Source organism: Mesorhizobium sp. WSM4306 (assembly GCF_007003975.1).
GTDB lineage: Bacteria > Pseudomonadota > Alphaproteobacteria > Rhizobiales > Rhizobiaceae > Mesorhizobium.
This window is the reverse complement of the sequence record NZ_VFTC01000009.1, coordinates 94,843-112,219: the sequence shown is the minus strand read 5'-3', so window position 1 is coordinate 112,219 and position 17,377 is coordinate 94,843. Positions and strand designations below refer to the sequence as shown.

General features: G+C 62.3%; 18 protein-coding genes. 8 read left to right on the top strand and 10 right to left on the bottom strand.

The features are described 5' to 3' along the window. Positions 1 to 9: 9 nt before the first annotated feature. Positions 10 to 1,245 (bottom strand): glycosyltransferase family 2 protein, encoded by a 1,236-nt coding sequence (locus FJV77_RS13400; RefSeq protein ID WP_246691253.1) that lies wholly within the window; start codon positions 1,243 to 1,245, stop codon positions 10 to 12. A 364-nt stretch (positions 1,246 to 1,609) separates the two neighbouring features. Between FJV77_RS13400 and FJV77_RS13395 the strand changes: the two genes are divergently transcribed. From FJV77_RS13395 to FJV77_RS13380, 4 genes are all read left to right on the top strand, one after another. Further along, positions 1,610 to 1,906, top strand: coding sequence for a YciI-like protein (locus FJV77_RS13395; protein ID WP_142867273.1), 297 nt, complete (start codon positions 1,610 to 1,612; stop codon positions 1,904 to 1,906). 30 nt (positions 1,907 to 1,936) lie between these two features. Then, positions 1,937 to 2,362 (top strand): EVE domain-containing protein, encoded by a 426-nt coding sequence (locus FJV77_RS13390; RefSeq protein ID WP_142867272.1) that lies wholly within the window; start codon positions 1,937 to 1,939, stop codon positions 2,360 to 2,362. Beyond that, a complete protein-coding gene (locus FJV77_RS13385) occupies positions 2,317 to 3,015 on the top strand; it encodes a methyltransferase (RefSeq protein ID WP_185970300.1) in 699 nt (232 codons plus the stop codon). The genes FJV77_RS13390 and FJV77_RS13385 overlap by 46 nt, the downstream gene beginning before the upstream one ends. A gap of 107 nt (positions 3,016 to 3,122) precedes the next feature. Next, positions 3,123 to 3,545, top strand: coding sequence for a DUF1761 domain-containing protein (locus tag FJV77_RS13380; RefSeq protein WP_142867270.1), 423 nt, complete (start codon positions 3,123 to 3,125; stop codon positions 3,543 to 3,545). A 15-nt stretch (positions 3,546 to 3,560) separates the two neighbouring features. Here FJV77_RS13380 and gcvA read toward each other — a convergent pair whose 3' ends face one another. Further along, the gene (gene gcvA / locus FJV77_RS13375) at positions 3,561 to 4,481 is read right to left on the bottom strand and encodes a transcriptional regulator GcvA (RefSeq protein WP_142867269.1); all 921 of its coding nucleotides are present in this window, start codon (positions 4,479 to 4,481) and stop codon (positions 3,561 to 3,563) included. 134 nt (positions 4,482 to 4,615) lie between these two features. Here gcvA and FJV77_RS13370 point away from each other — a divergent pair, with 134 nt between their 5' ends. Further along, a complete protein-coding gene (locus FJV77_RS13370; RefSeq protein ID WP_142867268.1) occupies positions 4,616 to 4,852 on the top strand; it encodes a hypothetical protein in 237 nt (78 codons plus the stop codon). Positions 4,853 to 4,952: 100 nt separating this feature from the next. Here the strand turns inward: FJV77_RS13370 and FJV77_RS13365 are convergent, their stop codons facing one another. After that, positions 4,953 to 5,468: a L,D-transpeptidase gene (locus FJV77_RS13365; RefSeq protein WP_246691252.1), complete on the bottom strand. Its 516-nt coding sequence runs from the start codon at positions 5,466 to 5,468 to the stop codon at positions 4,953 to 4,955. A 166-nt stretch (positions 5,469 to 5,634) separates the two neighbouring features. Here FJV77_RS13365 and FJV77_RS13360 point away from each other — a divergent pair, with 166 nt between their 5' ends. Both FJV77_RS13360 and FJV77_RS13355 read left to right on the top strand, forming a co-directional pair. Beyond that, a complete protein-coding gene (locus FJV77_RS13360) occupies positions 5,635 to 6,318 on the top strand; it encodes a response regulator transcription factor (protein WP_112561232.1) in 684 nt (227 codons plus the stop codon). Between the two features lie 219 nt (positions 6,319 to 6,537). Then, positions 6,538 to 6,993: a cyclic nucleotide-binding domain-containing protein gene (locus tag FJV77_RS13355; protein ID WP_142867266.1), complete on the top strand. Its 456-nt coding sequence runs from the start codon at positions 6,538 to 6,540 to the stop codon at positions 6,991 to 6,993. A 6-nt stretch (positions 6,994 to 6,999) separates the two neighbouring features. Here the strand turns inward: FJV77_RS13355 and FJV77_RS13350 are convergent, their stop codons facing one another. The 6 genes from FJV77_RS13350 to tesB form a co-directional block, all read right to left on the bottom strand. Further along, positions 7,000 to 7,806, bottom strand: coding sequence for an exodeoxyribonuclease III (locus FJV77_RS13350; protein WP_142867265.1), 807 nt, complete (start codon positions 7,804 to 7,806; stop codon positions 7,000 to 7,002). Between the two features lie 155 nt (positions 7,807 to 7,961). Then, complete coding sequence (locus FJV77_RS13345) at positions 7,962 to 8,549, bottom strand: outer membrane lipoprotein carrier protein LolA (protein ID WP_246691254.1); 588 nt, start codon at positions 8,547 to 8,549, stop codon at positions 7,962 to 7,964. A 241-nt stretch (positions 8,550 to 8,790) separates the two neighbouring features. After that, the gene (locus FJV77_RS13340; protein ID WP_142867263.1) at positions 8,791 to 11,457 is read right to left on the bottom strand and encodes a DNA translocase FtsK; all 2,667 of its coding nucleotides are present in this window, start codon (positions 11,455 to 11,457) and stop codon (positions 8,791 to 8,793) included. 680 nt (positions 11,458 to 12,137) lie between these two features. After that, positions 12,138 to 13,559: an ammonium transporter gene (locus tag FJV77_RS13330; RefSeq protein ID WP_142867262.1), complete on the bottom strand. Its 1,422-nt coding sequence runs from the start codon at positions 13,557 to 13,559 to the stop codon at positions 12,138 to 12,140. Between the two features lie 31 nt (positions 13,560 to 13,590). Continuing rightward, positions 13,591 to 13,929 (bottom strand): P-II family nitrogen regulator, encoded by a 339-nt coding sequence (locus FJV77_RS13325; RefSeq protein WP_142867261.1) that lies wholly within the window; start codon positions 13,927 to 13,929, stop codon positions 13,591 to 13,593. Between the two features lie 218 nt (positions 13,930 to 14,147). Beyond that, positions 14,148 to 15,023: an acyl-CoA thioesterase II gene (gene tesB / locus FJV77_RS13320; RefSeq protein ID WP_142867260.1), complete on the bottom strand. Its 876-nt coding sequence runs from the start codon at positions 15,021 to 15,023 to the stop codon at positions 14,148 to 14,150. 211 nt (positions 15,024 to 15,234) lie between these two features. On the opposite strand from tesB, the gene FJV77_RS13315 reads away from it, so the two are divergent. Further along, positions 15,235 to 16,491, top strand: coding sequence for a ubiquinone biosynthesis hydroxylase (locus tag FJV77_RS13315; protein ID WP_142867259.1), 1,257 nt, complete (start codon positions 15,235 to 15,237; stop codon positions 16,489 to 16,491). Positions 16,492 to 16,749: 258 nt separating this feature from the next. Here FJV77_RS13315 and FJV77_RS13305 read toward each other — a convergent pair whose 3' ends face one another. Next, positions 16,750 to 17,280: a hypothetical protein gene (locus FJV77_RS13305; protein ID WP_142867258.1), complete on the bottom strand. Its 531-nt coding sequence runs from the start codon at positions 17,278 to 17,280 to the stop codon at positions 16,750 to 16,752. Between the last annotated feature and the right edge of the window lie 97 nt (positions 17,281 to 17,377).

The window sequence follows — 17,377 nt, the reverse complement described above, 5'->3', positions numbered from 1 at the left end:
GTTGCGAGCTTACCTTCGGAAGGAGGTGGGATCGCCAAGACTATCAAGCAGCAGCTTCAGCACAAAACCGGACAGAGTCATCAAGACGCCGGCCACGCACGCAGTGCTGCTGGTGAATATGAGGTGCACGGACTGTTCCATCGGTTCGTCGACAAGCAACCATTGAAGAGCGAGGAGCAGGTTTACCGCGAACCCGCCGGCAAAAATCAAGACACCTCCGCCAACCAGCCATTCCAGAGGGCGTCCTCGTTTAAGCCAGGGGACAACGCGTCCTTTCTGAACCGGGTGATAGATGGCGATGGCCACTTTAGCCAACATGCCCAGCAGTGTTGCGGACAGTCCAATGAGAGTTGCCATGGACGCAAGTGCGACAAAGTGGATGCCGAAATAATGCCCGTTAAACACAATCGGGCCGGACGAAAGCAAAGCCAGGCCGACAATGCCCGTCGCCAGCAAGGTAAGACCAGGTATCAGGTAAAGCGTGTCCGGCGCGTGAGCAATAATGAGCCGCAAATGGCGCCAACCGTCGCGGAAGGAACGCAGATGCGGGGCGCGGTTTCGCTTGTCGGGGTAGAGCTTGATCGGCACTTCACGAATGCTCAGTCCAGCGCGATGCGCATTGATGATCATTTCCGAGGCGAATTCCATTCCCGGCGAGCGTGCGCCGATTTTCTGAAATGCCTCTCGAGTGAAGCCGCGCATGCCGCAATGGAAGTCGCGGATCGGAGATTTGTGCAGCCAGCGAGCGATGGTGGACAGGACGGGATTGCCCAGGTAGCGATGCAATAGCGGCATGGCGCCCGGCTCGATACCGCCGGCGAACCGATTGCCCATGACAAAGTCCGCACCCAATTCCAACGCATCGATGAAATCGCCGAGCTGGCTCCAGTCGTAGGAATCATCGGCATCGGCCATGATGAGATATTTGCCTTCGGCTGCTTCAGCCGCGGCGCTGATTGCCGCGCCATAGCCCTTTACCGGCTGATGGACGACGCGCGCTCCCAACTTTTGCGCAATCTCCACCGACCTGTCCGTGGAGCCATTGTCGCCGACGACGACTTCCCCCTTGACGCCGCGCCTCGAGAAGGCATCGAAGGCTTTGCGGATGCAGATGCCGATCGTCAATTCTTCGTTCAGGCAAGGAATGATTGCAGAAACGAGAACACGATCGGTCTCCGTGCTGGCCGTGAAAGCAGGCGTGGCGTCGTCGATCCTGCCTGTCATGTCCCCCGCGATGCTCTCCATTGCGTCCTCCATTCAGGCGTTCTGGAAGAACCAGCCCCATTCCCACAACTGACCCGCTGGGAGCGTAGCATATCGAAAATTGATTATCTTTGACTTACGAAATATCCAGTCGCGTCCTATAAGCAGTAATCGCAAAGGCCAGGTGTTGCCTGTGTCTGCTCTTTCAGGCGAAGCGATATCGTCTGTGACTTTCATCAAACTCAAGTGGATCAATCATTTCAATGCCTTGGCCTTGAGCGGGGCGGAGATCCAACGCGACAGATCGTCATTTGGCATTGACCCGAAGGCACCATAAAAGCGAAAACGCGGTTTCGGCAGTTCAAGGCGAACTGTAGTCGCAATCCCAACCCGGAGTTTTCAAAGCATGCTGTTTGCGTTGATTTGCAAGGACAAGCCCGGCAGCCTGCAGGTGCGCGTCGACACCCGGCCCGCCCACGTCGCCTTTCTCGAGGGCCTGAACGCCGACAGGACACTGGCCTTTGCCGGTCCGTTCCTCGATGCCGACGGCAAGCCGAACGGTACCCTCGCCGTGGTCGAGGCGCCGGACCTGGCCGGCGCGCAGGCGCTGTCGGCCGCCGACCCCTATGCCAAGGCCGGGCTGTTCGAAAGCGTCGAAATCCGCCAGTGGAACTGGATCTTCAACAAGCCGGCGGCTAGTTAATTCCTGGCCAAGCCAAGGAGGAGCAAAGACATGAACTACTGGCTGTTCAAATCCGAACCCTCGGTCTTTTCCTTCGAGGCGCTGAAGGCCAAGGGCAAGGCCGGCACGCAATGGGACGGCGTGCGCAACTATGCGGCGCGCAACAACATGAAGGCGATGCAGATCGGCGATCTGGGCTTTTTCTACCATTCCAATGAGGGGCTGAACGTCGTCGGCATCGCCGAAGTCTGCGGGCTTGCCCATCCGGATAGCACCACCGACGATCCGCGCTGGGAATGCGTCGACATCCGCGCTTTCAAGGACATGCCGAACCCGCCGACGCTGGAACAGGTCAAAGCCAATCCCAAGCTGGCCGAGATGGCGCTGGTGCGGCTCGGGCGGCTTTCCGTACAGCCGGTCACGCCGGCCGAATGGAAGGAAGTCTGCCGCATGGGCGGCCTGACGCCGGCTCCGTGACGGTCCTCACTCCGAACAGCGCGAAAAAGTTCATTCTCGACAACACGGCGCTGATGGCGCCGCCGCATGTGCCGGAGATTTTTCTGCGGCTTGCCGACGAGGCGCACGACCTCTGGCAGCGGACCGAGGACGAGCTGACCGAGATCGGCCTGCCGCCGCCCTTCTGGGCCTTTGCCTGGGCGGGCGGGCAAGGCCTTGCCCGCTATATCCTCGACAATCCGTCTGAAGTGCGCGGCAAACGCGTGCTCGACTTCGCCTCAGGCTCCGGGCTTGTCGCCATCGCCGCCGCGAAGGCAGGTGCCGCGCAAGTGATTGCCACCGACATCGACCCGTTCTGCGAAACGGCGATCCGCCTCAATGCCGAGGCCAATGGCGTGGCAATCGAGTTTTGCGGCACCGACTGCATCGGCACCGATGCCGGCTGGGACGTTGTGCTGGCCGGCGACGTTTTCTACGACAGATCCTTTGCCGACACGCTGATGCCGTGGTTTTCGATACTGAAGGCGCGCGGCGCCGACGTCCTCGTTGGCGACCCCGGCCGCTCCTACATGCCCAAGGCCGGACTGGAGCCTTTGGCCGTCTATGAAGTGGCGGTGACGCGGGCGCTGGAGGATGCTCTGGTCAAGCGCACCACCGTGTGGCGCTTCGCTTGACGGCGCTGCCGAACAGGCGTTCCATCGCGAGATTGATTTGAAGAATACGCAAGTCGTTTTCCCAAACCGCTCGCGCTTTTGGGCGACATGCTTGAGGGGAGGACTTTATGGATTTTTCGGCAGTGAACTGGCTGGCGGTGGTTGTCGCGGCCGTGGTGGCCTGGCTGTTCGGCGCCGTCTGGTACATGGCTTTGAGCAAGCCGTGGCTGAAGGCGGCCAAGCTCGATCCGGCAACGATGAGCAGATCGAAGCTGCCCTTCGTCATCTCCTTCATTGCCGAACTCATCATGGCGCTGGTCGTGGCCCTGGTGGTTGGAGCGATGACGGGCGGCGAACCGGCCCTTACCGCCGGCCTGGTTTTCGGCTTCGTTCTTTGGCTCGGCTTTGTCGCCACGACGCTGTCGGTCAACCACCGCTATGAGAATTTCGGCTGGGACCTGACCCTGATCGACGGTGGCCACTGGCTCGGCGTGCTTTTGATCATCGGCGCGGTGATCGGCTGGTTCGGCGCACCGGTCGTCGCCGGCTGAGGCCTGCAGCAATCGTCAGGTCTTCGTCTTGGCGACTTCATCGAGGATCCATTCGCGGAAGGCGATGATGCGCGGATCGTCGGCAGCACTTTCGGGATAGACCAGGAAATAGCCGAATTCTGGCCCCACCCGCAGGCCGAGTTCAAAAGGTTGCACCAGCCTGCCCTGGGAAAGGTCGTTTGCCACCATGGCGAAGTCGGCGAGCGCGACGGCATTGCCGTCGAGCGCCGCCTGCACGGCATCGGTAGAGTTGCCGAACACGACGGTCCGGCTGTCATCGAAATCATTGACGCCGGCCGCCGCCATCCACATCCGCCAGTTTGGCCATGTCACGCCTTGGCGCGACCATTCGATATGGGCAAGCGTGTGATTGAACAGGTCGCGCGGCTCGCGCAGCGGCGGACCTGAGGTCAGCAGCGCTGGACTACACACCGGAATGAGGATGTTGTCGAACAGGCGATGGGCGCGAAGCCCCGGATATTTGCCGGCGCCGAAGCGGATGCCGACATCGACATCGTCGAGTTCGAAATCCCGCACTTCGTAGGCGATGTCGAACCGGAGCTCGATATTGGGCTGACGCTTGCGGAAATCGTCGACGCGCCGCATCAGCCATTTTGACGCGAACTGCGCGTCGAGCGTTACCTTCAGCAGCGCCGTGCCACGCGTCAGCTTGCGCGCCCGCGACACCGCCCGGTTGAGCAGGTCGAGCGCATCAAGCGAGGCTTCGAACAGCACCGTGCCTGCCTCGGTCAGCCGGATGGTGCGGCTGGTGCGGGTGAACAGCACGATGCCGAGCTGATCCTCGATTTCCTTGATCTGGTGGCTGACCGCGGCCGGCGTCAGCCCAAGCTCGTCGGCGGCACGGGTGAAATTAAGATGCCGGGCGGCGGCTTCCAGCGTCCTCAGCGCGCGGGTTCCAGGCAGCAGGCGAGACATCACCTTATCCTCAAATTAAACTTGACGATCCGAAAAGAACTACTCATTTCTCTCATAGATTTCAATGCGGCATGATGCATCCACCGACACACCATCAAGCCAGATTTGATATCTGGCGGAACACGGAGCACATCATGTCCATCATCGCTTTGAATTCGCAAGCCGCTCGCTCGAACTGGTTTGTCGCCGTAACGGATTGGCTTCGCCAGGCAAGGGTTGCAATCAACCTGCCACGCCAGGATGTCGAGGATCTGTCGGATCGCCAATTGCGCGACATCGGCGCCAAGCGCAAGGACGTAACCCGGGCAGTGGACCGGGAACTCGGCCGGCTGGGACTGCTGGATATCGGCTGGCAGAGGAACAGGCGGTAGTGAATAGGGAGTAGGGAGTAGGGAGTAGGGAAAATCCAGGCTGCGCCGACACCCGGCCCTACTCCCTACTCCCTACTCCCTACTCCCTACTCCCTACTCCCTACCTTACCACCCTCACCACCGTCCGGTCCGAAATCAGCGGAAATAGCCGCGCCATCGTCCGCGCGGTCACCGCCACGCAGCCTTGCGTCGGCGTGAAGCCGGGGCGCGCCAGGTGGAAGAAGATGGCGCTGCCGCGGCCGCGCCGCCGCGGCGCCATGTTCCAGTCCAGCACCAGGCAGGCGTCATAGAGGCGATCATCGCGCCGCATCCGCTCATGGCTGGCGCCGTAGGGGATTTTCACCGGCCGGTTATAGTTGCGGTCGTCCGGCACCTCGCACCAGCCGAGATCGGGCCCGATCGGCGCCATCGCCAGCCGGGTTTTGCGGGCCGCCGCAAAATGATCGCCCCGAAAATATCCCGATAGAATGCGCATCTCGCCAAGCGGCGTCGCGCCGTCGCCCTCGCGCTTGTTGGCGGAGATGCCGCCGCGTCCGAGCGCGCACGCGAACACCTTGCTGCCGGCCTGCAAAATCCCCTGGCTTGGGTTGCCGGGCCTCGCACGTACCACCAGCACCCGCAGCCCTTTAGGCAAAATTGCGCCGGCTGCATTGCGAACGCGTTTTTTCTTGTATGATCGTGTCACGGAACAAATCACTGTGATCGGACTGTTGCGCCGGTCAGCTTCCGCATAAATGGGGGTCGGTCAACTGAAAATTCTTTTCAAAACAACGGATTGATCCATGACATCACGTACCATTCTTATCGTTGACGACGATGACGACCTGCGCGGAACCCTCGTCGAGCAACTCGCCCTTTACGAAGAATTCGACGTCCTGCAGGAAGCGACCGCCGCCAAAGGTGTTGCTGCTGCGCGCGGTGGGCTCATCGACCTGCTCATCATGGATGTCGGCCTGCCCGACATGGATGGCCGCGAGGCGGTGAAGATCCTGCGCAAGGGCGGCTACAAGGCGCCGATCATCATGCTGACCGGCCACGACACCGATTCCGACACGATTCTGGGCCTCGAGGCCGGTGCCAACGACTATGTCACCAAGCCGTTCCGCTTCGCCGTGCTGCTCGCCCGCATCCGCGCGCAACTGCGCCAGCACGAGCAGAGCGAGGACGCCACCTTCTCGGTCGGTCCCTATACGTTCAAGCCCAGCCAGAAGCTTCTGATCGACCAGCGCGGCGCCAAGGTGCGGCTGACCGAGAAAGAGGCCTCGATCATCAAATATCTCTATCGCGCCGACCAAAAGGTGGTAACGCGCGACGTCTTGCTCGAGGAAGTGTGGGGCTACAATTCCGGCGTCACCACGCACACGCTGGAAACCCACGTCTACCGGCTCCGCCAGAAGATCGAGCGCGATCCTTCCAATGCTGAAATTCTTGTGACAGAAAGCGGCGGCTACAAGCTGGTTCCTTAAACATTTCATTATTCAATTGGCGGTCGGGGCGGGACTGTTTCAGGGTACGATCGGGCTGGAGGGCCTGGATCGACCCGCGCATCGGCCCGAAAATCGATTCGGTTTTTGGGAACAACGCTGCGCAGATTGAAAAATGTTGGAGCGTCCTTTGCGTGACCAGGAGGACGCGCGGCGCTCTAAGGGAGGGATTGGACTGACCGTTCGGGGACGCAGCTAGAGATGGCGCTGGATGACGACATCCGCATCCTGTCAGCCGTGAAGCTCTTTGAGGGTTTCACGCAGGAACAGCTGCGCCTGCTCGCCTTCGGCGCCGAAGCCACGCATCTGCAGGCCGACCACAAGCTTTACCGCGAGGACGACGAGGCCGATTCGGCCTATATCGTGGTCAGCGGCCGCATCGTGCTCTATCGCGAGCAGAATGGCGAACGCGTCCCGATCGGCACCGCCGGCCCCGGCACGATCCTGAGCGAACTGGCATTGATCGCCGACACCAACCGGCTGACCAGCGCATCGGCCGAGATCGATTCGGAAGTGATTCGGCTCAGCCGCAAGATGTTCCGTCGCATTCTCGAGGAATATCCCGACGTGGCGGTGAAACTGCACCAGCGCATCCTCGACGATTTCCAGGCCATGATCGCCCGCATCGAGAAACTGGCGCCACGGTTTGGGGGCTGACGGTCCCTACTCCAGATCGAACCGTGCAATCACCGGTACATGGTCCGACGGCCGGTCCCAGCCGCGTGCCCCGCGCAGGATTTCGTAGCCGGCAAAACTGGACACCAGGTTCGGCGACGACCAGACATGGTCGAGCCGGCGGCCGCGGTCGGACGCTTCCCAGTCCTGCGCGCGATAGCTCCACCAGGTATATAGCTTTTCTTCAAGCGGCACGTTGAGCCGCATCAGGTCCACCCAGTCGCCGGCGATGCGCATCGCCTCGAAATTTTCGGTCTCGACCGGCGTGTGGCTGACGACGTTGAGCAATTGCTTGTGGGACCAGACATCGTGCTCCAGCGGCGCGATGTTGAGGTCGCCGACCAGGATCGAGGCTGACACCTCATCGTGCGCCGCGCGGATGGCGTTCATCTCGGCGACGAAATCCAGCTTGTGGCGGAATTTCCGGTTGATCTCGGGATCGGGCTCGTCGCCGCCGGCCGGCACATAGAAATTGTGGATCAGGATCGCCTTGCCGCCGGCTTGTACCTTGACCGACAAATGCCGACTGTCGTCGATCTCGCAGAAGCGCCGCTTTTCGACAATCTCGATCGGCCGCCGCGCCACCGTGGCCACGCCGTGATAGCCCTTCTGGCCGTGGAAGGCGATGTGCTCGTAGCCGAGCTTGCGGAAGGCTTTTTCCGGAAACAGCTCGTCGGGAACTTTCGTCTCCTGCAGGCAAAGCACATCTGGAACATACTCGTTGAGCAGCCTCTCCACGATCGGCATGCGCAAACGCACGGAGTTGATATTCCAGGTGGCAACGGTAAAGGGCATGCGGCGGGGTCCGGACGGGCGCAAGGCCGCCAGGACCGGATGGTTCTGACGGGACCTTGTTTGAAGGGTCAATTCCGGAAACTACTGCCAGCCGGACGGTGCAAAGACAAGCCGGGTGCCGATTGTGAACCCCGGCGTCCTCAGGGCACCAGAAATTAGCGGTTGGCGCCGTTGGTGTTGACCTCGCGGTTCGCCTTATAATCGATGGCGAACGTGTCCGGCGGGAAGCTGACGCCTTCCTTGGTGTTGTAGATCATCACGGTCGTGTCCTTGCCCTGCGCGTCGGTGATGGTCCACTGGCGCAGATCATAGGATTTCGGATCGAACATCATGGTGATCTTCGAATTGCCGAACACCGACTTGTCGGCGAGCTGGATGGTGGTGAGGTCGCTCTCTTCCTTGATCGATTTGACGCGGCCACCGGAGAGGTCGATCCGGTTGTCGAGCAACAGCTTCAGCGGCGTCTTCGACAGCGGATAGAGATCGGACGTGTTCAGCCGCTTGTTGAGGATGACCACCGACTTGCCGTCGGAGATCACCCGGAAATTCGACTTGCCTTCATAGTTGAAGCGGATCTTGCCCGGCCGCTCGAGGAAGAACTTGCCGCCGGTCTGCTGGTTGTTGGGCCCGAACTGCACGAACTCGCCGCTCATCGATTTGACCGAGGAGAAGTGGTCGGCGATCTTCTGCGCCGCTGGCGGCACCGCGGCTTGCGCCGAGGCCAGGAGCTGGAACCCCGGCATGACATTGACAGCCGCGGCGCCGGCAAGAACCAGGCCGAGGCCTAGCAACTGGCGGCGGTTTGGAGCGAAATCGCTGAGGTCGTTTTTCATGCCGGTCACTCTCGTGTGGTGTATGTCTCGTTGCAGTCCGTGGACCCCCAGTTAGACTTAAGTTTGGCGGACCGGACAGCGCTCGGTCGCTGTAACGCACCAAAAGGTTCAAGGTTGCCCCCCGAGGGCTTGGCCCGGTCGTATCAGCTGATCAGAATTTGTCGTCCTCCGTCGGCACCAGGATCTCGCGTTTGCCGGCATGGTTGGCCGGGCCGACAATGCCTTCCTTCTCCATCTTTTCGATGATCGAGGCGGCGCGGTTGTAGCCGATGCCGAGCCGGCGCTGGATATAGCTGGTCGAGGCCTTGCCGTCGCGCAGCACCACGGCGACCGCTTGGTCGTAAGGATCGTCGGAATCCTCGAAATTGCCGCCACCGCCACCACCGCCCTTGCCTGACGGCTCGTCGTCTTCATCCTCGCCGTCATCCTCGGTGATGGCGTCGAGATATTCGGGCACGCCCTGCAGCTTCAGATGCGCGACGATCCTCTCGACCTCGTCGTCGGAAACGAACGGGCCGTGCACGCGCTGGATGCGGCCGCCGCCGGCCATGTAGAGCATGTCGCCCATGCCCAGCAGCTGCTCGGCGCCCTGCTCGCCCAGAATGGTGCGGCTGTCAATCTTCGACGTCACCTGGAAGGAGATGCGGGTCGGGAAATTGGCCTTGATGGTGCCGGTGATGACGTCGACGGACGGGCGCTGGGTTGCCATGATGACATGGATGCCGGCGGCGCGCGCCATCTGCGCCAGGCGCTGCACCGCGCCTTCGATGTCCTTGCCGGCGACCATCATCAAATCGGCCATCTCGTCGATGATGACGACGATATAGGGCATCGGCTCGAGATCGAGATTCTCGGTTTCGTAGATCGCCTCGCCGGTCTGGCGGTCGAAGCCGGTCTGCACGGTGCGCGAGATTTTTTCGCCCTTCTTCTCGGCCAGTTGCACGCGGGCGTTGAAGCCGTCGATGTTGCGCACGCCGACCTTGGACATCTTGCGGTAGCGGTCTTCCATCTCGCGCACGGTCCATTTCAGCGCCACCACCGCCTTCTTCGGGTCGGTGACGACCGGCGTCAAAAGGTGCGGGATGCCGTCATAAACCGAGAGTTCGAGCATCTTCGGATCGATCATGATCAGCCGGCAGTCCTGCGGCGTCAGCCGGTAGAGCAGCGACAGGATCATGGTGTTGATGGCGACCGACTTGCCGGAGCCGGTGGTGCCGGCGACCAGCACGTGCGGCATCTTGGCGATGTCGACGATGACCGCCTCGCCATTGATGGTCTTGCCCAGCGCCAGCGCCAGCTTGGCCTTGGTCGTTTCGAAATCGCGGCTGGCCATGATCTCCCTGAGATAGACGGTCTCGCGCTTGGCATTCGGCAGTTCGATGCCGATAGCGTTGCGGCCGGGCACCACGGCGACGCGGCAGGCGATGGCGCTCATCGAACGCGCGATGTCGTCGGACAGGCCGATGACGCGCGACGACTTGATGCCGGGCGCCGGTTCCAGCTCATAGAGCGTGACCACCGGGCCGGGCCGGACGGCGATGATCTCGCCCTTGACGCCGAAATCTTCCAGCACCCCTTCGAGCAGGCGCGCATTCTGCTCCAGCGCGTCCTTGGACAGGCTGGCGTCGCGCACCACATTCTTCGGTTCCGACAGGAAATGCAGCGACGGCATTTCGAACGTTTCCGAGCCGATCAGCGAGGTCTGCGCCTCGCGCTGGACGCGGGCGCCAGGGGCGGGACGCGGCGCAGGTGCTGCAACACGGGTCGCAGCATCGGAGCGGAAGTTCTGCACCTTGGCATTCGGCGAGGCACGGCGCTGGACCGGCTCGTCGTCGAGATCGACCTCTTCGTCACCATTGTCGAACCCGGCATCGAGAACGTCGTCATCGTCCGGATCGACGGAAACGCTGCGATCATTGACCATGGCTGCGAAGAATTCCGGCTCGACGCGGGCGCGCCCATCCGGGCTCATCCGCGCTTCGGCGAACTCGGCCGATTCGACCCGTTCAGCGGCACGGCGCCATGCGGTGGAGCGCTGCTCCATCTCCGGTTCGTACTCGTCGCGCTCCTGCTGGCGGCGCACAGCCCGGCGGTGCATCCACGCGCGGAAGGAGAGCCACCAGTGCGTGATTGCGCCGAGCGCCAATATGCCTTCATCGCCCTCATCCTCGTCTTCGTCGAAGAGCAGGTCGTCCTCACGGGGATCGGGCTCGGCAGTGCGCTCCATGACGGCAAAGCCGTTCTTGCGCGCAATCAGTGCCGAGCCATAGGCAAACAGCCACAGCGCCGGCGCAATGAGCACCATGGCAATGATGCTGGCAACGAGGCCGGTCGGGTAGCCGCCAATGAGCAGGCCCGGGACGTTGAGCACCATGTCGCCGAACACGCCGCCGAGGCCGGTCGGCAGCGGCCAGGTCTTGGGCGGCACCACGCAGCCGGCCATCGCCGCTGCATTGAGCGCGAAGCCGAACCAGGCGAGGCCGCGCTTCGGCAGCCTGTCGACGCCACGCGCCGAAAACAGGAGGAAGCCCCAGATCACCGCCGGCACCAGCGCGGCGACCGCGGCAAGGCCGAAGAACTGCATGGCGAGGTCGGAGAACACCGCGCCCGCATAGCCCATGGCGTTGGTGACGATGTTGTCGGTGGCGTGCGAGAAGCTCGGGTCGGCGACGTTCCAGGTGGCCAACGCCGCGACCCCAAAGGCGACCACCACAAACAGGCCAGCGCCCACAAGCCGCCCGACCTGGCGCCGCGCGAATGCCTGGATGCCGTGCCCCGTATCGGTCAGCGCGAGCGGTGCTGAAGCCCCTGAACGCATGCTCTTCCCCGTCTGCTTTTGCCTGGCCGGGCGCATGACGCACTCCGGCAGATTCGAACGCCAGACTATCGGGGGGAAGGTTAAGGCCGCATTAACTATAAGGCCGTGGGCGACGATCTTGCACAGAGCGCGCCACAGCCGTCTCGACTCATGCCTGCTGCGACAAAGGGATGCCAGCGGTGACACGGGACAGTTTTTCGCGCTTTGTCAGCGTCGGCTTCTCATAGGCTTTTTTCATGGTGAGTCTTCCTCTTGGAGCGAGTACTCGGCGACCTGCCCCCGCGCTTCGATCTCCCGCATGGGGAGAGCTGTAATAACAATCAATCTGCAGCTTCTGCGCCCGTTCCGAGAGGCGCGAGTCGAAGGTCACTCTATCGGCACCGACGCCATGGCGATGACGCGGGACAGTTTCTCGCGCTTTGTGAGCGTCGGCTTTTCGTAGATTTTTTTCATGCGTGCTTCCTGTTCGGACAAAGTCGCGGGTCTGGATGCCACACCCATCGGGCACTTTCATCCCCCGCGCGGGGGATGCGGACGACAATGGCGAGCCCTGGCCAGCCGGAATGCTTTGCCAAAAAAAGAGGCCCGGAATGACCCGGGCCTCAAAGCGTGAGCCCTTTTCGGGAGCGTCACGACGGGATGGGAGAATGCGGGGGCAGCCGAGGCCGCCCCCGGAAGGCTTACGAGTGATAGGCTGCTTCGCCATGCGCGGTCAGGTCGAGGCCTTCGCGCTCGGCGTCGGCCGTCGGCCGCAGACCGATGATCAGGTCGACGATCTTGTAGAGGATGGCGCTGCCGATGCCCGACCACAGCAGGGTCACCAGGACGCCCTTGCCTTGCGCCAGAAGCTGTGTGGCCGTGCCGGCATAGCCGGCGGCCAAGTCGGCGGTCGAATAATCGACGATGCCGGCGCCGCCGAGGGCGGGATTGACCAGTATGCCTGTGCCGAGCGCACCGATGATGCCGCCGATGCAATGGACACCGAAGACATCGAGGCTGTCGTCATAGTCGAACGTGTTCTTCACCACCGAGACGAAGAAGTAGCAGACGAAGGTGGCGACGATGCCAAGCACGATGGCGCCCATCGGGCCGGCATAACCGGCCGCCGGCGTGACCGCAACGAGGCCGGTGACCGCGCCCGAAACAGCGCCGAGCATGGAGGCTTTGCCGCGCAGCAGCGATTCAAGCACGATCCAGGTCACTGCCGCCGCCGCCGTGGCGACGAAGGTGTTGATCATGGCCAGCACCGCATAGGCGTTCGCTTCGAGGTTCGAACCGGCGTTGAAGCCGAACCAGCCGACCCACAGCAGCGAGGCGCCGACCATGGTCAGCGTCATCGAGTGCGGCGCCATGATGTCCTTCTTGTAGCCGATGCGCTTGCCGATCATCAGCGCGCCGACGAGGCCGGCAATGCCCGCATTGATGTGAACGACCGTGCCGCCGGCGAAATCGATGGCGCCGAAGCTGAAGATCAGGCCGGACGGGTCGGCATAGGCGCTCGGCCCCCCCCAGAACCAGACCATGTGCGCGATCGGGAAGTAGATGACCGTCACCCAGAGGATAACGAAAAGGATCAAGGCGGAGAATTTGACGCGTTCGGCGAAGGCGCCAACGATCAGGGCCGGCGTGATGCAGGCGAAAGTCATCTGGAAGACGACGAACACCAGTTCAGGAATGGCGACGCCCTTGCTGAAGGTTTCCGACAGCGTCGACACATTGACACCGGAGAGAAACATCTTGGAGAGGCCGCCGACGAAGGCGTTGCCCGGAGTGAAAGCGAGGCTGTAGCCGTAGAAAACCCAGATGATCATGACCACGCTGGTGATGGTGAAGACCTGCATCAGCACCGACAGCATGTTCTTGGTGCGAACCAGGCCGCCGTAGAAAAGCGCAAGGCCGGGAATGGTCATCAACAGCACCAGCACGGTGGAGATCATCATCCACGTGGTGTCGCCCTTGTCGACGGTAAAGGCCGGCGCTGCCAAGGCGACGGCGGGTGCCGCTTCCTGCGCCAAGGCAGCAACCGTGCCCAATGCTCCGAGCGCGAACGAGCCCAGCAGCGCGGAGCGCGCCACTGTCTTCAAGGTGGAAGGAATATTCATTGAACTCTCCATTGGAATACGTGTTCGCCGCTTAGAGCGCGTCGGTGTCTGTTTCGCCGGTACGGATGCGCACCGCCTGATCGATGCCGAAGACGAAGATCTTGCCGTCGCCGATCTGGCCGGTCTTGGCCGCCGCCGTGATGGCTTCGACAGCCTTGTCGACCAGGTCGGTGCCGACCGCGACTTCGATCTTGATTTTCGGCAGGAAACTGACCGCGTATTCCGCACCGCGATAGATTTCCGTATGTCCCTTCTGACGCCCGTAGCCTTTGACTTCGGTGACGGTCAGGCCCTGGATGCCGACGGCGGTGAGCGCTTCGCGCACCTCGTCGAGCTTGAACGGCTTGATGATTGCCATCACGATTTTCATAAGGTTTCACCCTTTGCTGTTGCGGTCCCCCGCGTTTGCACACCTTCACCGATCCCAAAAAGCCCGGAGAGTGCCCGACAGGATTCAAGCTCCGTGCCAGTTGCCGAAGCAGTGTGTTAACTCATTGTAAACAAACAGATTGCCGAGCACGCAGCAGCAAGGTGCACATCGTCACAAGACAGTCATTGATTAAAAAATAGGCAATTTTCAGAAAATGCCTATTCGGCAGGCGGGCGCTTCAGGCGGATCAGACCTTCCTGGGCAACCGAGGCAATCAGCATGCCGTCGCGGGCAAACAGCGAGCCGCGAGTGAAGCCGCGCGACCCTTGCGTCGACGGGCTGTCCTGCGTGTACAGGATCCAGTCGTCGAGCGGATGGCTGCGGTGGAACCACATGGCGTGGTCCAGGCTCGCCGCCTGGATGTCGCGGTCGAAAATGGCGCGGCCGTGCGCAAAGGTCGAGGTGTCCAGCAACGTCATGTCGGAGAGGTAGGCAAGCACCGCAGCCTGTATGCCACGGTCGGCCGGCACCGGGCCGGTGGTGCGGATCCAGATGTTCTGCTCCGGCTCCAGCTTTTCGCGGCTGGTGTAGTGTTTCAGCATCACCGGCTTCATCTCGATCGGCCGGTCGCGCTCCCAGTAGCGCCTGATGCCTTCCGGCACCGCCTCGCCGAATTTGCCCAGCAATTCGCGCTGCGACAACAGGCTGTCGGGCGCCGGCACGTCGCGCGGCATCGGCAGCTGATGCTCAAGCCCGACCTCGTCCTGCTGGAACGAGGCCTCCAGCGAAAAGATCGCCTGGCCGTGCTGGATCGCCACCACGCGGCGCGTGGTGAAGGAGCCGCCGTCGCGAATGCGGTCGACCTCGTAGACGATCGGCACCGTGGTGTCGCCCGGCCGCATGAAATAGCCGTGCAGGGAATGCACATGGCGCTCAGGCTCGACCGTGCGCTGCGCGGCGACCAGCGCCTGGGCGATGGTCTGGCCGCCGAAAACGCGCTGCCAGTCGAGCTTGGGGCTGCGACCACGGTACAGATTGTGTTCCAGCTGCTCGAGGTCGAGAATGCTGAGAAGCTCGTCCATGGCCGCTGTCATGCTTCGTGACCTCGTCGTAGGCAATTCCAGGAAAAGTGTGAGCGGTTTTTCCGTCCGGAATTGCGAAACAAAGACTTAGAGCGGTTCTGCGATTCCATGAAACGCAGAACCGCTCTAAGATGCTATGGCGGTTTCGGACAGGAATGGCGGGCAGTCAAGGGCGCAATGTCCCCGTGGGGGCAGGACGGTCATGGCTTCGAAAGGAATTGACATGGCAGACCGCAAGACGGACGCAAAAAACTCGCTCGACGTGCTGATCGCCGGCGCCGGCTATGTTGGCCTCGCCACCGCCGTGTCGCTGAAACAGGCGCGGCCGAACCTGGCAGTCGCCGTCGTCGATGCAGCCCCTGCCGGCGTCTGGCAGAAGGACGGCCGCGCCTCGGCCATCGCCGCCGCCGCTTGCCGCATGCTCGACCAGCTCGGCGCCTGGCAGGACATCGTCGGTCAATCGCAGGCCATCACCGAAATGATCATCACCGATTCGCGTACCGCCGATCCGGTGCGCCCGGTGTTCCTCACCTTCGACGGCGAGGTCGCGCCGGGCGAACCGTTCGCCCACATGGTCGCCAACCTCGATCTGAACGGCGCCTTGCGCCGCCGCGCGCAAAAGCTTGGCATCGATATCATCGAAGGTGTCGCGGTCAGCGCCTTCGACACGAACGGCGCTGGTGTCACCGTGCATCTGGCCGATGGCGCGACGCTCAAAGCGCGGCTGCTGATCGCCGCGGACGGCGTCAATTCCAAATTGCGCGACATAGCCGGCATCAAGACGGTGAAATGGGAATATGGCCAGTCGGGCATTGTCTGCACGGTGGCGCATGAGCGCCCGCACAATGGCCGCGCCGAGGAGCATTTCCTGCCCGCCGGCCCGTTTGCCACTTTGCCGCTGAAGCCGACCGAGGACGGCACCAACCGTTCGTCGCTGGTCTGGGTCGAACGCTCCGAGGATGCCGAAAAACTGGTCTCCGGCGACGACCTCGTCTTCGAGCATGAGCTGGAACTGCGCTTCGGCCTGAAGCTCGGCGAGATCCGCGTCACCGACAAGCCACGCGCCTGGCCGCTCGGCCTGACCATCGCGCGCGCCTTCGTCGCCCCGCGCATCGCGCTTGCCGGCGACGCCGCCCACGGCATCCATCCGATCGCCGGCCAGGGCCTCAATCTCGGCTTCAAGGATGTGGCGGCGTTGGCCGAAGTGATTGTCGAGGCCGATCGCCTGGGGCAGGACATCGGTGCGCTCGACGTACTCGAGCGCTACCAGCAATGGCGCCGCTTCGACACCGTGCAGATGGGCGTTGCCACCGACGTGCTGAACCGGCTGTTTTCCAACGACATCGGCCCGCTGCGCCAACTCCGCGACATCGGCCTTGGCCTCGTCGAGCGCATGCCCCGGCTGAAAGAGTTCTTCATCCGCCAGGCGTCCGGCCTGTCCGGCGACACGCCGCGGCTGCTCAAGGGCGAGGCGATCTAGCGGATTTTGTGGTGCGAGTGACAGACTATCGAAGGTCAGCGCCGCCCCTCATTGCCCTGCCGGGCATTTCTCCCCGTATAGTGACGGGGAGAAAGGGCGGACCGCACCCTCGGCACTATTTCTTGCAACGCTGGAGATTGGCGAAATCACCAAAGAGAGCGCCCCTCTCCCCGTCACTATACGGGGAGAGGATGCCGGCAGGCAGGTGAGGGGCGGCACCAACGATTGCAAGTGGATTGAATCCGAAGCAACCACCCCTCAGTTGACCTCAAAACCCAGCTTCTGCCGCAGCCTCAGCATGCGCTGGTCGGCAATCCTGAAGCTCTGCTCGCCGCCTTGCGCGACGCGGTTCAGCATCTGCAGCAGATCTTCCCGCTCGTGCGGATCGAGGCGCTCGCGCAGGAAAGGCGCCAGCTTGTCGATGACGATGGTCGTGTCGTCGACCTGCGCAGAGGCCCACTTGGCGTAGACGACGGCCTCGTCGGTTTTCTTCTGGTTCTCGGCGATCTGCGAAATCACTTCGCGGATGACGGTTTCGCGCTTCGGCAGGATCGGGCCGTGCTCCGCAGCCATGGCGGTGATCAGCGTTGCCGCCGCCACGACCGGGTCGTCGATCGCCGTCAGCGGCGACAGCGCCGCCTGCTTGCGCAGCTTCTTGCGGCGGATGTTGCCCTGGACGCGCCCGACGACATCGGCGACTTCGCGCGCGGCGTCGTTCATGGCCTTCATGCGGTACCACCAGAACGCCGCCGCTCCCAGCACGCCGAGAAGAGCTATCAGGAAAGGCATGTCGAAAAGTCCCCCGAAAATCCCGGCGACGATAAGAGAACTCCGACGTTGCTTCAACACGCAAGAATTGCGGCTGGTTAAGAAAACAGAGGGTTTC

Bases quoted from the DNA above. Each gene is read 5' to 3' on its own strand.
- FJV77_RS13390 (WP_142867272.1), top strand. From the start codon at position 1,937: ATGAACTACTGGCTGTTCAAATCCGAACCCTCGGTCTTTTCCTTCGAG.
- gcvA (WP_142867269.1), bottom strand. From the start codon at position 4,481: ATGTCTCGCCTGCTGCCTGGAACCCGCGCGCTGAGGACGCTGGAAGCC.
- FJV77_RS13400 (WP_246691253.1), bottom strand. From the start codon at position 1,245: ATGGAGAGCATCGCGGGGGACATGACAGGCAGGATCGACGACGCCACG.
- FJV77_RS13380 (WP_142867270.1), top strand. From the start codon at position 3,123: ATGGATTTTTCGGCAGTGAACTGGCTGGCGGTGGTTGTCGCGGCCGTG.
- FJV77_RS13345 (WP_246691254.1), bottom strand. From the start codon at position 8,549: ATGCCGGGGTTCCAGCTCCTGGCCTCGGCGCAAGCCGCGGTGCCGCCA.
- FJV77_RS13360 (WP_112561232.1), top strand. From the start codon at position 5,635: ATGACATCACGTACCATTCTTATCGTTGACGACGATGACGACCTGCGC.
- FJV77_RS13315 (WP_142867259.1), top strand. From the start codon at position 15,235: ATGGCAGACCGCAAGACGGACGCAAAAAACTCGCTCGACGTGCTGATC.
- tesB (WP_142867260.1), bottom strand. From the start codon at position 15,023: ATGACAGCGGCCATGGACGAGCTTCTCAGCATTCTCGACCTCGAGCAG.
- FJV77_RS13325 (WP_142867261.1), bottom strand. From the start codon at position 13,929: ATGAAAATCGTGATGGCAATCATCAAGCCGTTCAAGCTCGACGAGGTG.
- FJV77_RS13395 (WP_142867273.1), top strand. From the start codon at position 1,610: ATGCTGTTTGCGTTGATTTGCAAGGACAAGCCCGGCAGCCTGCAGGTG.
- FJV77_RS13305 (WP_142867258.1), bottom strand. From the start codon at position 17,280: ATGCCTTTCCTGATAGCTCTTCTCGGCGTGCTGGGAGCGGCGGCGTTC.
- FJV77_RS13370 (WP_142867268.1), top strand. From the start codon at position 4,616: ATGTCCATCATCGCTTTGAATTCGCAAGCCGCTCGCTCGAACTGGTTT.
- FJV77_RS13340 (WP_142867263.1), bottom strand. From the start codon at position 11,457: ATGCGTTCAGGGGCTTCAGCACCGCTCGCGCTGACCGATACGGGGCAC.
- FJV77_RS13355 (WP_142867266.1), top strand. From the start codon at position 6,538: ATGGCGCTGGATGACGACATCCGCATCCTGTCAGCCGTGAAGCTCTTT.
- FJV77_RS13350 (WP_142867265.1), bottom strand. From the start codon at position 7,806: ATGCCCTTTACCGTTGCCACCTGGAATATCAACTCCGTGCGTTTGCGC.
- FJV77_RS13330 (WP_142867262.1), bottom strand. From the start codon at position 13,559: ATGAATATTCCTTCCACCTTGAAGACAGTGGCGCGCTCCGCGCTGCTG.
- FJV77_RS13385 (WP_185970300.1), top strand. From the start codon at position 2,317: ATGGAAGGAAGTCTGCCGCATGGGCGGCCTGACGCCGGCTCCGTGACG.